Annotated in this window: 13 protein-coding genes and 2 pseudogenes; 10 read left to right on the forward strand and 5 right to left on the reverse strand. The window is 68.7% G+C overall.

The features are described from left to right. Window positions 1–2: 2 nt before the first annotated feature. Window positions 3–1613, reverse strand: coding sequence for an alpha/beta hydrolase (locus tag AC07B0_RS34035; RefSeq protein WP_478899818.1), 1611 nt, complete (start codon window positions 1611–1613; stop codon window positions 3–5). A gap of 232 nt (window positions 1614–1845) precedes the next feature. On the opposite strand from AC07B0_RS34035, the gene AC07B0_RS34040 reads away from it, so the two are divergent. Both AC07B0_RS34040 and AC07B0_RS34045 read left to right on the forward strand, forming a co-directional pair. Beyond that, complete coding sequence (locus tag AC07B0_RS34040) at window positions 1846–2301, forward strand: DUF3592 domain-containing protein (RefSeq protein WP_469383062.1); 456 nt, start codon at window positions 1846–1848, stop codon at window positions 2299–2301. Window positions 2302–3023: 722 nt separating this feature from the next. Further along, window positions 3024–3314 (forward strand): hypothetical protein, encoded by a 291-nt coding sequence (locus tag AC07B0_RS34045; protein WP_469383064.1) that lies wholly within the window; start codon window positions 3024–3026, stop codon window positions 3312–3314. Window positions 3315–4071: 757 nt separating this feature from the next. Here AC07B0_RS34045 and AC07B0_RS34050 read toward each other — a convergent pair. After that, window positions 4072–4590 (reverse strand): proline dehydrogenase, encoded by a 519-nt coding sequence (locus tag AC07B0_RS34050; RefSeq protein ID WP_356877554.1) that lies wholly within the window; start codon window positions 4588–4590, stop codon window positions 4072–4074. A gap of 80 nt (window positions 4591–4670) precedes the next feature. Continuing rightward, window positions 4671–5318, reverse strand: a pseudogene (locus AC07B0_RS34055) (transposase); the annotation flags it as partial. Window positions 5319–5555: 237 nt separating this feature from the next. On the opposite strand from AC07B0_RS34055, the gene AC07B0_RS34060 reads away from it, so the two are divergent. Both AC07B0_RS34060 and AC07B0_RS34065 read left to right on the forward strand, forming a co-directional pair. Further along, the gene (locus AC07B0_RS34060; protein ID WP_478899819.1) at window positions 5556–6161 is read left to right on the forward strand and encodes a recombinase family protein; all 606 of its coding nucleotides are present in this window, start codon (window positions 5556–5558) and stop codon (window positions 6159–6161) included. Window position 6162: 1 nt separating this feature from the next. Continuing rightward, window positions 6163–7668, forward strand: coding sequence for a S1 RNA-binding domain-containing protein (locus AC07B0_RS34065; RefSeq protein WP_478899820.1), 1506 nt, complete (start codon window positions 6163–6165; stop codon window positions 7666–7668). A gap of 90 nt (window positions 7669–7758) precedes the next feature. On the opposite strand, the gene AC07B0_RS34070 is transcribed toward AC07B0_RS34065, so the two are convergent. After that, complete coding sequence (locus AC07B0_RS34070) at window positions 7759–8013, reverse strand: hypothetical protein (RefSeq protein ID WP_478899821.1); 255 nt, start codon at window positions 8011–8013, stop codon at window positions 7759–7761. Window positions 8014–8767: 754 nt separating this feature from the next. Here AC07B0_RS34070 and AC07B0_RS34075 point away from each other — a divergent pair. From AC07B0_RS34075 to AC07B0_RS34085, 3 genes are all read left to right on the forward strand, one after another. Then, complete coding sequence (locus AC07B0_RS34075; protein WP_478899822.1) at window positions 8768–9328, forward strand: PH domain-containing protein; 561 nt, start codon at window positions 8768–8770, stop codon at window positions 9326–9328. 488 nt (window positions 9329–9816) lie between these two features. Continuing rightward, the gene (locus AC07B0_RS34080; RefSeq protein WP_469383075.1) at window positions 9817–10128 is read left to right on the forward strand and encodes a hypothetical protein; all 312 of its coding nucleotides are present in this window, start codon (window positions 9817–9819) and stop codon (window positions 10126–10128) included. Window positions 10129–10411: 283 nt separating this feature from the next. Next, complete coding sequence (locus AC07B0_RS34085; protein ID WP_478899823.1) at window positions 10412–10984, forward strand: GNAT family N-acetyltransferase; 573 nt, start codon at window positions 10412–10414, stop codon at window positions 10982–10984. A 306-nt stretch (window positions 10985–11290) separates the two neighbouring features. Here the strand turns inward: AC07B0_RS34085 and AC07B0_RS34090 are convergent, their stop codons facing one another. After that, the gene (locus AC07B0_RS34090) at window positions 11291–11695 is read right to left on the reverse strand and encodes a DUF8189 domain-containing protein (protein WP_478899824.1); all 405 of its coding nucleotides are present in this window, start codon (window positions 11693–11695) and stop codon (window positions 11291–11293) included. Window positions 11696–11996: 301 nt separating this feature from the next. On the opposite strand from AC07B0_RS34090, the gene AC07B0_RS34095 reads away from it, so the two are divergent. The 3 genes and pseudogenes from AC07B0_RS34095 to AC07B0_RS34105 all read left to right on the forward strand — a co-directional run bounded on the left by AC07B0_RS34095 (window position 11997) and on the right by AC07B0_RS34105 (window position 13816). Next, window positions 11997–12491 (forward strand): hypothetical protein, encoded by a 495-nt coding sequence (locus AC07B0_RS34095; protein ID WP_469383080.1) that lies wholly within the window; start codon window positions 11997–11999, stop codon window positions 12489–12491. 4 nt (window positions 12492–12495) lie between these two features. Further along, window positions 12496–13136: pseudogene (locus tag AC07B0_RS34100) on the forward strand (MerR family DNA-binding transcriptional regulator). 110 nt (window positions 13137–13246) lie between these two features. Beyond that, window positions 13247–13816: a GNAT family N-acetyltransferase gene (locus AC07B0_RS34105; RefSeq protein WP_469383083.1), complete on the forward strand. Its 570-nt coding sequence runs from the start codon at window positions 13247–13249 to the stop codon at window positions 13814–13816. Window positions 13817–13950: the final 134 nt, after the last annotated feature.

Here is a 13950-nt window from a genome sequence, read left to right on the forward strand (position 1 = left end):
CGCTACCCCGCCTGCTTGACGCAGGTCCGGTCCCTCGCCGGCAGCTTGCCGGTGGCCAGGTACCGGTTGACCTGGTCGTCCACGCACGCGTTGCCGTAGCGCCCGAAGAGGGCGTGCCGGTTGGCGCCCTCAAGGGTGACCAGCCTGGAGCTCGGCAGCTGCCTGTGCAGCTCGACGCTTCCCTTGTACGTCGTACGCGGGTCACCGGTGGCGGCGACGATCAGTGCGGGGGCGTCGCGCCGCACCCGGGTGGGCTCTTCGCGCGGTGAGTCCCAGAAGGCGCACGGGTTGATGTTGTTGGTCAGAGCGCCGAACAGCGGGTGCGCGGTGCGGTTGCGCTCGATGTCCCGCCAGTAGAACTCGGGATCGCGCGGGGCGGCCACGTCCCCGCAGATGACGGCGGACTGCGCGCCGGTGGGCTCGCCCTCACCGCGCAGTACGTACCGGAGCTCCGGGACGAGCATCGGCGGCACCGTCGTCGGCCGGCCCTTCGCGGCTTCGGCCAGTACGGAAACCAGCTCGCCGAACGACGCCCGCGCCGGGGCGGTGTCGTCCGCGATGCCCGAGAAGAGGAGGAGCGGCACCTGGCTGTCGTCGATCCGGAAGGCATCGGCGCTCGCGCCGATGGTCAGCGGACCGCGCGCGGCCGCCGCGACGACGCGGTCGACGGTGGCGAGCACCTCGGCGCGGCTGCGGCCGAGGCCGTAGGTGCCGTGGTGCTCCGCGGCCCACGCGGCCCAGTCGGACAGCGCCTTCTCGTTCTCGCGCTCGGTGCCCTTCAGCAGCCGGGGGCGGTAGTCGCCCGGGTTGATCGCCCCGTCCAGCACCATCCGGTCGTGACGGCCGGGGAACATCTGCGTGTAGACCGTGCCCAGGTAAGTGCCGTACGAGTAGCCCAGGAAGGAGATCTTCCGCTCGCCGAGCGTGCCGCGGATGACGTCCATGTCGCGGGCCGTGTTGCGGGTGGTGATGTGCGGGAGCACCGCGGCGTCGGTGGCCCGGCACTTGTCGGCCAGGCTCTTCTGCAGGGCGACCTGGTGGTCGAAACCCGCCCGGCCGGCGCCGGCGGACAGCCAGGTCATGCCGACGGGCAGGCCGCAGTCCAGCGCGGTGCTGCGCCCGATGAACCGCGGGTCGAAGCCGACGATGTCGTAGCGCGCGCCGACCTCCTTCATCGACGCGCGGGCCTGCGGCGGGGACTGGAGCGCGGGACCGCCCGGGCCGCCGTTGTTGAGGAGGATCGCGCCGATGCGGTGCCGGGTGTCGGTGGCCTTGAGCCGGGAGACCGCCACGGTGATCGTGCGCCCCCCGGGGTCGGCGTAGTCCAGGGGCACGGTCACGTCCGCACACTGCACGCCCGCCTGGTCCAGATCGCGGCCCGTGGTGTCGTCGGGGCCCTTGATGCAGCTGCCCCAGCCGAGGTGCTGACGGTAGTACCGGTCCAGTCCGGCCCCGGAGCCGCCCTGGGCTGGGGCCTCCGCGGCCGTGGCCAGGACGGGGGAGGACGTGAGGCAGGCGGCGAGGGTGAGGCCCACGGCCAAGGCACGGCGCGCGGCGGGGCTGACCTTGGTCACGGGGTCTCCATGGGCATCGTCCGCTTCGTGTGATCGCATGCCCCGAGGCTAGGAACCCGCCCTGGTACGGCACATCGCCCAAGGGCACGAGGACCCCGGTCCCGTCCACGCCCGGTCCTGGACCTGCGGCCCGGTCCGGCCTCCTCCTCGGGGAGGAGACCGTCGGCGGGGCTGCGCAGAGGGCCGCCCCGGCCAGGCGCCCCTGGGTAAGCCAGATCGCCGCACTGGCATGCTGTCAGGAGTTCTCCGGCTCCAGAATCGAGACGACCCCGTGTCCGCTTCCCAGATCCTCTTGCTCTTCGCCTCGGTCTTCACCGCCGCGGGGGCGGCCATCGGAGTCGTCGCCTCCCTCAAGATCCGACGCGTCCGGTTCCTGCTGAGGGAGGGCGGTACTGCGCGGGGGGTGGTGACCCGTCTTGTGGAGACCCGGATCGCGCCGGCCTCGGAAACGGGCAGCACCGGCCGGAGCGTCGGAACCACCGTGTACTACCCGGTCATCACGTGGAGCACGGGCGACGGCCGCGCAATGGAAACCCGGACGAACATCGCTCGCCCCAAGGACAGGACCCTTCCCGTCGGTGCCCGCGTCGAGCTCCGGTACGACCGGGCAGACCCGTCACGCTGGACGATCCCGGCCGAGGGCACCGCCTTTTGGTGGCTGTTTTGCGCAATGGGCGCGCTGTTCGTCGCGATGGGGCTGGGGTTCGCCTTGGGGGGCCTGTTGTAAGGGGCCTTGATGTGCCAAACGTTCACGAAGCACCCGGGTCCGTATACCTGGAGTCATGAGGGGGCATCTCTCCGGCCCAAGACGCGTCGATGTACTGCAACAGCGCGAGATTCGCCTCGGCTCTGCTGGTGCAGACGCGGCCGCGGATGCTCTCGGTCTTGATCGGCATCCGCAGGTCTCCGCGAGGGCGTTGTTGAACGAGTCGCCGACCGGTCCATGGACGCCTGGATCCCGGCTCTGACCAGGCGTGTTATGAGCTCCACGGATGTGCACCGACAGCCCTGGTCCGCGTGGCGAACGAGCTCATCACAGCATCAGCCCGACGCATAAATGAATTTGACTTACACAGGAGGCGGAAAGTGACAATCACGGAAAGCGAAGCGCGGCAAATCGCTGAACGCTTTGGGCGTGCGAATATCCCCCAATGGGATGAATGGGGTTGCGTGATTAAACTCTCCCAAAGATTCGAGTCTCCCGGAAATATGGTATTCTCCTTCCCTTTGAGAGGGGTATCGCCGGGCGGGCAGCGTTATAGGATTGGCGCCAGTGCTCCAATCGTGGTCGATATGAAAACCGGCTACTGCAGATTTGAAAGACTTCCCTGGAAAGTCTAGGGAATCCGTCTAGGCGTCTGAACGGCCGGGGCGATGCAGGCGGATACTGTGGAGCGGCGCATCGGAGCGGCGGTCTTGGGGGGACGAGTGGGACGCAGCAGGCTGCCTGTGGAGAACGCAGGCAATGGCGATCTCTGCCTCTTCATCGAGCCGTACGGTGAGGACTTCTACCTGAAGCCCGGTGAGGTCTTCACGGTCGCGCCCGAAGTCGAGGGGATCGATGTCTGGTTCTCCACCGTTGTATGGGAGGGAGGCGTCACGGTGTGGCCCTATGAAGACGGCGATCCGACCAAGATTGTCCTGGAGTACACAGTGACTGACGCCAACGGAACCCGGCTGGAGTGCGGTCACCAGAGGCCCCCGAAGCCGGCTAGCTCCGACGTGGCTGAGCTGGGTTGACCTTCTCGTAACGGGGGCAGGGCGCAATTCTGCAGCTGGGCGATTCCCAAACGGACCCCCCTCAGCGGTGATCGTCAGCCCGCGATCAACGGGCGGCTCCTGACGGTGGTTCCGGCCCGCGGGCAAATCCGCGCGCGGGCCGGACGGCCACCGACCCCCGGACCGCGGTCCGGAGGGGCGATCGACACCGCTCGCAGGGTCCTGCGGCTGCCCACTGCAATCGGCTAACTGTCCTTCGAAGGCCTCCAGTGCCGGGCCGGCCGGCGCCTGCGGCGGCCGCACCGCCATCGTGCTCGCCGCGAAGGGCCCGGGCGTTCTTCAGCGTTCGACTGTGTCAGGTGTCGAAGGCCTGGTCGTCAAGGGAAGGAACTGGCGGCCGATATCAGCACGGACCCGGCGGTCGACCGCGATGTGGCGCAGCGGTCGGGGGAGGGCGGCCGCCCCGACGGGGGCGGTCAGTAGTGGCGGCCCTGCACGATGACAGCTGACCGGTTCGACAAGGCTCCCGCTCGACGCCGACGAATCCAGCGGCGCGCCCGGCGTCGCACGCTCTGGACACTGCGCGCACTGCGGTAGGAGCGCCGAGGTCCGGCCGCTGTGGGCGGACTCAGCACTGGGCAAGCCTCAGGTGAGCCTGGGCAAGCCCTCCATTACGGGGCTTGCCCAGGCTTCCGGTCAGCTTGACGTTCAACGTTTCAGGCTGAACAACGCCTCAATCTCCCAACGGTCCGGGGGGGCGGGGCTCGGAGTCCCTGGATCAGTTGGTTTTGCCGATAGTGCTGCGGGCCGCGAGGCGGAAGTCCTTGACGGCTTCGTAGAGGGTCCGCTCTCGTTCGGCGGCAAGGGCGAGGTCTTCGGCCTTGTGGGTGGTGTTGCCCGCGTGGGCGTTCTCGGCTATCCGTCGCATGACGTGTGAGAGGTCGGCGGAGGCGACGGTGACGCGTTCCGCGACTTCCGCGAGAGGTGCCGGCCCTTCGAGGATGACGATTTCGCAGGCGCGGTGGACCTCGCGGGCCAGGGTGATGAAGCGGCCTGTCTTCTCGTCGATGTCGGGCAGATCGGGTTGGTCTGCACGCAGCGCGTCAAGGACGGCGTCCATGGCGATGTCGCGGTCATGGAGAGCGCTCAGGTAGCCGGCGTATGCGTCGCGGCGATGCTGGCGACTCCATTGCGCGTGCTGGGACCGTGCCTGAGCACGGCCGTTGACGATTGCGGCCCCGAGGGTGGTGGCGGAGCCGACGGCGGCGCCCAGCAATGCGGCAAGTCCTGAGTCCATGAGCCTAGTCTGCCGTTCTTGCTGTTCATCCAGTTCGCCGGGGCCTCGTCCCCCTTCGTGTGATGTGCGGGTCGGGTGTAGGACTCACCGGTGGCGAAGAGCCGCCCGACGTCGTAGCGGGTGGCGGGCCGCCTGTTCTTCGAGCCGAGCGGGCGGCCGGGGCCGGGCCGTGTGGGTTTCGGTGCACCGGCCGGCGTGCCCGTCTTCGCGTGCAGGTTCCTGAACCCGCGCCGGATCCGGGCGGGGGTGAGTCTGTTCGGTTCCGCTGGTCGCTCCCATGGCCGGCGCGGGTCCCGTGCGAGGGGGCGGGCGAGGCGGAGTTGGGCGTGTGCGGCCAGGACGAGCCAGGTCCAGCGGTCGGCCGCGCCGGAGTCCCGGAGCCTGGGCCGGGTCCACCCGAGAGTTTGCTTGAGGAAGCGGAAGGTGTGCTCCACGTCGAATCGGCGCAGGAATGCCTGCCGGCACGGATCCACGTCCTCGGGGCGGGCACCGGTCCGGGACCGCCACAGCCACACAGGCTTGTTCACCCCACCGCTGGGCAGTTTCGCGACCGCCAACCGGATCACCGTGCCTTCGATGACCGGCAAGGGGCCCTTGTGGTCGATCCACGGCACCGGGACCGGCTTGCGCATGAACCGGTCCGAGCGCAGCCGGCCCAGCACTTCGACCGGCAGATCGCTGAGGAGGTGGGCAATGCGGGGCGCGTCGTAGTCGGCGTCGAGGACGACCGCTTCGAGGCCACCGTCCTGGTCGCCGCGATCGACTCGCCAACCCGATGCGAGGCATCAAGGGCGGCAAGCCGGCGATCAAGATACCCGCATCACTCACCGCGGTCGACGTGGAGTCCGCCGCTGTCGCCGCCCTGCAGGATCCGGCCCTTCACGTGGTCGTGCAAGCGGCGGTCTCATTCAGGGGGTCGTCCGGTGAACTGTTTGGTCAGCGGGCACTCACCGTACGCTCCGGGCATGAGTGAACGCTTCGGCTACGCGAGATGCAGTCTGGACAAGGAGGATCTCACCGCCCAGCGCGAGATCCTCCTCAGCCTGGACGTTCCGGAGGACGGGATCCACGTGGACCACCACGGATTGACCGGAACCGATCGCGACCGGCCCGGCCTGGCCCAGGCCTTGGCGGCGGTGCGTGCCGGCGACACCCTCGTCGTCCCCAAGCTCGACCGCCTCGCACGCTCGGTGCCCGACGCCCGCGACATCGGAGACTCCCTTACCGCCCGCAGGGTCAAGCTCTCGCTCGGCGGCACCCTCTACGACCCCGCCGACCCGATGGGCAAGATGTCCTTCGGCATCCTGGCCACCTTCGCCGAGTTCGACGTCGACCTTCCGCGCATGCGTACCCGCGAAGGCGTGGCAGTGGCGCGGGCCAAGAGCAAGCTCAAGGGGAAGCGGCCCAAGCTCACCGCCCGCCGGCAGGCCGACTTGGTCAAGCAGCACCAGTCCGGCGAGCACACCATCGCCGGCCTTGCCGAGCTCTTCTCTGTCAGCCGCGCCACCGTTTACCGCGTCATTGAGCGCCACGAGAACGCACCCGCGCTGTCGAAGCCCGGCGGGCAGTGACGTGCTGCCCTACGTCTACCAGGTCACGAAGTACGACCCCGCCGACCGCGACCAGAACGGCCACTACGCGGGTACTGAGCCCGCGACCAGTGATCACGGGCCGGTCGAAGCCGCCTACCTGCAGGCCGTCGCCGCCTTTGCCGAGGACACCGGCGTCGACCAGCTGGTCATCCGGGAGCCGCAACTCGCAGGCTTCGTCCACTTCGGCCTGGAACCACCGATCGACGGCCACGGCCTGGCCGGCCTCTTTCCCGCCGACCACGCCGGGTCCCACGACGGCGCACTGGTGCCGATCGACGTCGGCCTGGAACTCGTCCGGGCCATGCTCCGCGACAACGGCGCCTGGTGCCGCCTGGAGGCGGAGGGAGCGTTCACGGTGCACGTCGGCTGGGACCAATGCCTCTACCTCGGCAGCAGCCGGCCCTGCGAAGCCGCGCTGACCCGCACCCGCGCGCTCGGCCTGTTCCCGGAACGCCTGGACGCATCGCCGTACGACTTCGCCCCCGACGACCCCGCGTACGTACAGCGTCCGGCCGACGCCGACTTCTGGGCCCGCCTGGACTGGACCGTCAGCGCCCACCGCGCCGTGTTCCTGCAGGAGGCCTTCGCCGCCAACGCATCCCGGTGGCATCGCCTGAGCAGCGACACCATCGAAACCGCCCGATCCCGACTGGCCCCGCGCTCGCAGCTGGCGGTCTGGCCGGACCTGCTCACCGACATCGACACGGCCGTGGCCGCCCTGCCCGATGAAGGCCTGGTGGAGATCATCTGGGAGGACCAGGACGGGCAGATCACCAGCACGGTCGTGGACGACACCCAGTTCGAGGCGGTGACCTCCCAGCTCGCCGACGCGCGTGCTGCCGGCGTCGTATCCATGTACGCCGGTGAAGATCTCCCGCTGTTCACCGCCGTACTGCCCGACAGCGATGGGGTTCTCCGCGCTCGCTGGCAGACCGAGCCGACACCCAGCGACCGGGACTGGGCCTTCCTGAAGACTCTGCGGCGCGGTCAGGTTGTCACCGGCACGGTGACCTCCATCGCCAGCTTCGGCGTCACCTTCGTGGACATCGGTGGTTTCACCGCGATGATCAACATTCCGGAGCTGTCCTGGCGTCCCTTCAGCCACCCATCTGACGTCGTCAGCATCGGCCAGGAGATCACCGCCGAAGTCCTCGACGTCGACATGGTCTGGGAACGGGTACCGCTGTCGCTGCGAGCGGTGCAGGAGGACCCGTGGCCGCAGGTCGCGCAGCGGCTCGGACAGGTCGTCACCGGACAGGTCACCAAGATCCTCCCGTTCGGCGTCTTCGTCCGCATCGAAGACCGAGAGGACGGCTTCGAAGGGCTCGTGCACACCAGCGAGCTGGATGAAGCGACCCCGGTTGTCGTCGCGGTCGGCGACGCCCTCACCGCGAAGATCATTGATGTCGATCTCGCCCGGCGTCGCATCGCCTTGTCGCAGACGCAGGCCGGAACACCCCGCGCAGAGGGAGATCGCCGTTCCTGACGAAACGGCTGCCCACACGTCCAAGGACGACGCCCGCGGCCCAGGGCGCCGGCACGGTCGGCCGCCCTTACGGCTTGCCCGTGCTGTGGGCTACAGGTGGTCGCCGCAGAAGGTATCCACCCGATCTCTGCATTCTGTGACCTTCTCCTCCGCCGCCCTGAACCTCTTCCGGGACTTTTCGACCGCGATCTCCTGGGCTGTGATCTCCTTGGGGTCCGGGGGCAGTGCCGCCTGCAACTCGGCAAGCCGTTCCCTGGCCTCGTCCCACTCCCCGTGAAGACGAATCTTTAGCTGCTGTGCTCGCTCGAGGTCGGCCTTGGCCGCCTCGCACTGCTCCTGAGGCATGTTTCTCCCTAGCCCGAAGATGACGCCTCAGCCTCACGGGCAGGCAACCGGCGTGCACGCCGGCTTAGACCAACTAGCTGTTCGAACACCCGTGCCTTCTGGGGCTGAGCCAGTGGCTCCGCTGTGCTGCAGCAGTGGTTCCTGCTCGGTGACCGTGTACGTGCGGCCGTCGCGGACGGCGAAGCCTGAGGTGTTTCCGGCCGCCCCCGACCCCGTCGGCCCAGGCCGGCAGCGCCGTGTCGCCCTCGCCACCGCCGAAGACAGCGCCGACGGACAGATGGCGGTGCCCGGCCGCCGTATCAGGGGCCGTAGGGCGGCTTCACCGGGCCGCGCCCCTGTGCGAGGTCACCGGCCCCTCGCCGTGCCGCAGCGCCGGCTGTACCGGGTTTGGTGGTGGAGCGCATCTGAAGGCTCGATCGGTCCGGGTCATCGGTGGGGCTGCACACCGCGAGCGCCGGCCGGGACGGGATGCCGCTGGCGCTGCCGTTGCCGTTGTCGCGGTGAGTTGTGGCTCCCGTGGTGGGTGTTTCGTGGGCGGGACGCTCCCAAAGCCACCACCGCCCGACCACCGCCAGTCCCATGGGCCCCGGCCGTGGCGAGCGAGCGGTCTACGACCACCTCCTCGTATGCCCCCGGTAGGCGGCTGCGATCATGTAGCAGCTCAAGATCCATCTCGGCTTTTCAGGGGGAGACCGTGCACGAAGGACCACTGCCACGCCGCTATCGAACCACGACCAAGAAGACGTTCACAGTCGTGTGGGTAGCGGGCCTACCGATCGCCGCTTTCCTCCTGCATACCTGGAACGAGCCCTTTCCCCTCTGGCTGCAGATAACGACCACCGTCGCCTGCGCGGCTGGTTTCCTCTGGGCTCTGGGCGCCGCACCGCGGACCTTCACCAACGTCGACGCCGACGGCATCTCCCTCCGGGCGGGCATGCGCACACGCCGCTTCGGCTGGGCCGACATCTACGACATCCGTACCGTCGCTCCGCCCTCGCCCCCGGTGGGGGAGCGTGCGACCCCGGAGAGGGTCGTCTACGCCTACCGTTCGGACGGCCGACGCGTGCTTCTGCCGAACCTGGACACCACCGAACTCGGTGAAGAGCGACTTTCACATGAAACGGCGGCCCTGCGCGCCCTCCTGGAGGAGCGACGGGCGCCCGGCTGGGCGCCGGACCCGCGTGTGGAAGCAGACATAGCCCGGCACGAGGCACGGTACGCGAAGCGGTATCGGGCTCTCACCGGCCGGATCTCCCTCACCCTGTTCTGCCTCGTAGTTTTCGCCGTCATCATCACCGGCACGACCATCTTCTAAGCACCCACGAACGAAACGACTGGGTACGGCCCCAGCCGGGCGTCCTCATGGCAATGCCGAGCATGCGGGGCGAGGGACTCCTGCCGATGGTGAAGCCGTCGCGTCGGTCGGGGCCGGGGGACCGCGGGGGCCGAATCTCCGAGGCTGGGTGTCATCTCTCCGTGAGTTCGGGTCCGTTCGCCGTGCGTGCTGCGGCATCGTCGGATCGCGGCGGTCCTGGCCGTGGCCGGCGGCACGGTGCGGTGTTTGAGGGGTGCCGTGGGCGAGCGGTAGACGCGGACGGCGGAGGTCCGGTCGGAGGACATCGAGCCCCCTGGAGCCAACTACTACGTGGATCCCGGTGACCCGAGGGCCACAGACGATTCTGTGAAACGCCTTCCCGTGGACTTCCAGGACGGCGATATTTTCGCCGTCTACGACCCGAGCACGGGCGACCTCAAGACGATGTACCCAGTCCCGCGCCGGGATGACACCCCTAGGAGAAGCGCATGGACGCGAAGACGAAGTCCTTCATCGGCAGCGCCTTCGGCCCCGACTACATGAATGAGCCGGAAGACCTCAAGAAGGGGATCCAGGGGAGTCTCGCCAACCCTGGCCCCTTCTCGAAGACCGTCGCGGACCAGCGTGACGGATTCGCCGAGGTGATTCGCACGCGGGAGATGTCGCTCGTCGAGTGGCAGGACATCACGCAGGGGAGTCTCGATTTCTGCAGCGAGGACGACCTGTACGCGTTTCTCGAGAAGGCGTACGACTATTTCTTCGGCGACGCCACTGAGTTCCCGTATCCGCCCCAGGCCTGAATCCGCGGGCCGGGGCAGCCCGGGATTCCTGCCCCGGATCGCCGGTGTGGGTTCCCGAAAGACGCGTGCCGTCGCCCCCGGTCACCACGGACGGTCCCCACCTGCGGCTGCGGGGTCTGGTCGGCGTCCTGAGGGCGCGCCAGTACCGCCGCCGTCCGCTCGCCATGCCGGACGGTACTGCGGACCACCGCCCATGCGGCGCGTCCGGCGTGGGACGTACGCGCCCCGACCGTCCGGATAAACGGATGGTCGGGGGTGAGCGTGACGCGGCAGGATGCTCCGCATGACGTTGCGCACCCCCGAGCTGCACACCGCCCGCCTGCGACTGCGGCCGTTCACCGACGCCGACGCGGTGCCGCTCTACGCGCTGCACAGCAGCGCTGACGTGCTGCGCTACTGGGACTCCCCGCCGTGGACCGACCGGGCCCGCGCTCAGCGCTTCATCGCGACCTGCCAGACGATCGAGGAGGAAGGCACGGGAGCGCGGGTGGCCGTCGACCGCTGCTCCGACGGCGCGTTCATCGGTTGGTGCGGCCTGACCAGTTGGAACCCGGACTTCCGCAGCGCGTCCCTGGGCTACGTCTTCGACTCCGCTGCCTGGGGCCACGGCTATGCCACGGAGACCGCTCACGCCGTCCTGCGGTGGGCGTTTGACACCCTGGACCTGAACCGGGTCCAGGCCGAGACAGACACCCGCAACGTGGCGTCCGCCCGGGTCTTGGAGAAGCTCGGCTTCGTTCGCGAAGGCACCCTCCGCGAGGACTGCGTCGTCAACGGCGACGTCTCCGACTCCTGGGTTTTCGGTCTCCTCCGCCGCGAGTGGCACCCGACGGCGCCAGCGGCCGGCGGCCGTTAGGACCGAGACCTGCCCGCGCCTTTTGGTCCGCGCCCCCACCGAGGTCACTGTGGGCCGCTCCGGCGAGCTCAGCGTCCTCGCTTGCCCCTCCGATGTCCGAGGCCCGGGCCGAGCACGGTACGGCGGCGCGGCACGTCATCCCCTCCGCGTGCCACAGCGTCAGCGGCCGGTCCCAGGACACCACACCACGCATCCGGCGCGGCGCTGCCGTGCCCGGCAGCCACGACGGACGGCTCCGGGCGGACGCATCCCGCCCGGGGCCATTACCACGGGTCGAACGCAGTCGAATCCGCGACGGGGAGGGACTCAGCGGTCGGCGCAGCTGAGGCAGTCCCATCCACTCCAGTTCGCACCGGGAGCGGTGCGGAGCCGACCCCAGGTCTGGGTGTTGGAGCCCTTGGCGTAGATCCAGATCGCGTGGGGGCCGATGTCGGTCTGCTCCCTGATGCTGACCTTGCTCCACACGGTTCCCCCCAGGGAGTACCAGCCGGACCACTGCCCATTGGTGGTCCAGCGGGTCCACACCGCGTAATCGGTGCCGACCAGGAACTGTTCCCGCTGGTCCCCCGGAAGCGCGTGATTGGTGACGCCGTACTCGCAGATGTACTGGGCGCCGCCGGTACTGCACGGGGCGGCCTGGGCCGGCGCGGCGGCGACGGCGAGTCCGGCCACGGCGGCGAACGCGAGGATGGCGGCCTTGATCTTCTTCACAGCTGGTGACGCTCCTTCGATGACACGCCGGGAAGCCGTCGGTCAGTCAACTCCCGCACGCGTGTTCACCCTAGTCAAGCGCCTCACCCTCCCGGCACCGGGCCTCTCTGGCGCTTCGGATCACGGACGGGAACCACCCCGCACGCCACAAGACGCTCTTCGCCCAGGGCCGACAACGGCGTCGTCCTGCCGGCCAGCCCTCGGATCCCGCCCGCTGAGAAGGACCGGCTGCGGGCCGAGCACGAGCGGTCCATGCAGGTTCTCGAAGAGATCGACACGGCAACCGGAAAGACCGGATGACATGGCACTGAGCCACCAGCAGCGCGACCAGATCGAGCGGCGCATCCGCGCTGCCATCGACCGGTTGCTGGCCGGGCCGATCCCGCCCGGCGGCGCCTGCGACGTCAAGAGGCTCGCCCGCGAGGCGGGCATCTCCAGCGCGTCCCTCTATCGGACCTGGGGCCACCTCAAGGACGAGTTCGAGAAGCGGCGGGCAGCCGCCTGGGCGGCGGGCCGGCAGCCCGATCCGCGCGAAGCCCGCATGGCCCGGTTACGTGATCTCAATCAGCGACTTGCCAGCAAACTCACCCTCACGTATATGGAGTTCAGTCAACTCGCCGAGCGTCACCGGCTCCTTCTGAACGTCCTGGCCGCCAAGGACGACGAGCTACAGCGACTCCGCCGCGAGCTGAAGCCGTTCAGCCCGAACGTCCACGGCGCCCGTCTCGGAACCGCGGCAGGGGTGGAGACAGGGAGCGCAGACTTGAGTCTCCTGCAGGGGGAGACAGGAAGGTGAGCTCGTGGACTGCGGCGCCCTCTACTCGATCGGCGAACTGGCCCAGCGCACCGGGCTAACGGTCAAGACCATCCGGTCTACTCCGATCGGGGCATCGTTGAGCCTGCCGGCCGCACCCACGCCGGCTACCGGCTACGCCGACGCCTGATCGACGACTTCCTCAACAGCGTCTTCGAAGGCTTCTACCGCAGCTCTTACTACGCCGCAGCTCGGCGTTCCATGACGCCCGAGCTCCCCGACAGCCCCACGGACGAGCAGATCAGAGCATGGGTGGAGCTGGCTGAACTGTCTCTGGACCCGGATTTCCGCGCCAGTGTGCGGCGCCTGGCCGAAGACCACGCGGCCGCCCTGCACGACGTCGCCCCCACACCACCTCACCCAGACATGATCGCCATTGTTCGAGATCTCGTTGGGCCAGTCGTGGCGCGCGGCATCAGCCCCGACTCGCCCCAGGCCGATCCTGTCGTCGCGGCGCTCACCGCCCACTGCGCGCTCGCCCACGGCCGCTCCGATGACGCCGAGCTGCACCGGTGGCTGCTACAGCGCCTGAAAGCCGCGAGCGATCCGCGCAGGGACCAGTACCTCCGGCTGCTCGCGCTGATCAACGACTGGCCGACACTGGAACGCCTCACGGTGATCGACTAGGCCGTCACAGCTCTGCGGATACGGGCAGTCCAATGACGCAACAACCACACAGCCCCGCGCCGCAGTTACACGCGGCGCTGAAAGCTGCTGCGGCCACATATCCTCGGCCAATGGAGAAGATCGTTGCACTGCTCGAGGCAGACGCCACACCGTCGGCCCCCGCTCTCATACTGCGTCCCTGGGGCCCGGCGGACGCTGCCGACCTGGTTGAACTGTATCGGGATGACGCCCTGCGCCGGTGGACGAGCTCAACTGTGAACGACGAGGCGAGCGCGGCTCATTGGATTCACGAACAACAACAGGGATGGGATAAGGGAGACCGCTTCGGATTCGCCGTCGTCGAATCCCAAACTGCAGGCACCGACGGCACATTGACGGGGCATATAGTCCTGAAAAACGTCCTACCGGGCACTTCGTCCGCCGAGGTCGGCTACTGGACCGCAGCGCATGCGCGCGGCCGGGGGGTGGCACCCCGAGCACTACAGGCACTGACGGAGTGGGCTTTTACCGCCTTCCCCGGCAACGGGCTAACGCGCCTTGAACTCCTGCATCAAGTGGACAACACAGCATCTTGCCGCGTCGCACAGAAGAGTCGGTACGCACTGACCACGGTCCTGCCCTCAGCACCGCCCACCTACCCCCTCGCCGGTCACCTGCACGTACGGACGCGCGACCTCTGACCCAGTCGGGTGCCGACCCTCGCACTGCTGATCACGATGCCCCCACGTCACTACCGGGGATGCACTCCAGGCCGAGACGTTGACGTCGGACAACCGAGACAGTCGGGACTGCCGACGAGGAGGGCGCGACATCT

This window comes from Streptomyces sp. NPDC044704 (assembly GCF_056433525.1).